The 1,122-nt window shown below is 33.7% G+C and carries 1 protein-coding gene; it reads right to left on the reverse strand.

Annotation, left to right across the window (positions count from 1 at the left end):
• Nucleotides 1–79: 79 nt before the first annotated feature.
• The coding region (locus CHRY9293_RS18350; protein ID WP_162034301.1) for a transposase at nucleotides 80–1,122 on the reverse strand (1,043 nt) is incomplete at its 5' end.

Raw genomic sequence — 1,122 nt, forward strand, 5'->3', positions numbered from 1 at the left:
CAATCAAAAAAGATTTCGATATTTTAATTTTAAAAAAGATCTTGAAAAAAGAAGATATAAGTCAAAAAAGCAGTCTGTTTTAGGCTGCTTTTGACATTTTGTTTAGATTGTGGGCAATTGCGAGTATGCCGATTTCTACCTCGACTTTATTTTTTCCTCGAAGCATGAATCGTTTAAAATTTTTGTTGTGTTTGAGTTGTGCAAAAACAGGTTCAACATCATGGCATCTTTGTTTTCTGAGTTTGATGCCTTTGCTGGTATTAAGAAGTTTGAAAATCTTTTCTCTGATTTTTGCCAATTTAGGATTGTTTTGTGAAGTGGTTATTTGTCCTGATTTCTGGTCTTTTCTGAAGTAATTATATTTAACATAAGCTTTTATTTTCTTAGATTTTAACAAGTTGTAATTTTCTTCTGAACCATAACCAGCATCAGCGACAAGTTCTTTGGGAGCTTTATGATAGCTTTCTTCAAAACCCAGTAAATGAGTCGCTAATGTTTTGGTGTCTGTTGGGTGGGGATGAATTGAATAATGTAAAATGAATTGTCTATTGGTAGAAATTTGTAGATTGTAAGCGGGTTTTAGTTGTCCGTTTCGCATATGATCCTCCTTCATTCGCATAAAAGTAGCGTCTGTATCGGTTTTGGAATAGGAATTTCTACCTTCTAATAATTCTTGCTGTTTTTTATATTTCTCTAAATTATATGTCCAGTTTTTCTTAGCATAATTCAGTTTCTGACGAACTTTTGAAGCTACTTTTTTATCTTTCAAAACCTCATTGATCTTTTCGATGGTTTGAGTTACTTTTTCAGAATCTACTTCTTTAAAATCAATACTTTCTGTATTTTGGAGCTCATCTTTTGCAACTGCTTCTGCATAGTTCCAAAGCTCTTCTAATTGCTCTGCAATCCTTTCTTTGTGTTTTTTGATGGCTCTTCCCCAAACAAAAGTATAGCGATTGGCATTGGCTTCTATCTTGGTGCCATCTACAAAAGTGGTTTCCAAACTTACCAAACCTTCCTTTTCCAAAAGAAGAACAATTTGTGTGAAAATGGCTTTAATCTCACCTTTCAATCGCTCACTACGAAATCTGTTTAAAGTATTATGGTCGGGACGGCTCATCG

The organism is Chryseobacterium potabilaquae (assembly GCF_902728265.1).
In the GTDB taxonomy this organism is placed as follows: domain Bacteria; phylum Bacteroidota; class Bacteroidia; order Flavobacteriales; family Weeksellaceae; genus Chryseobacterium; species Chryseobacterium potabilaquae.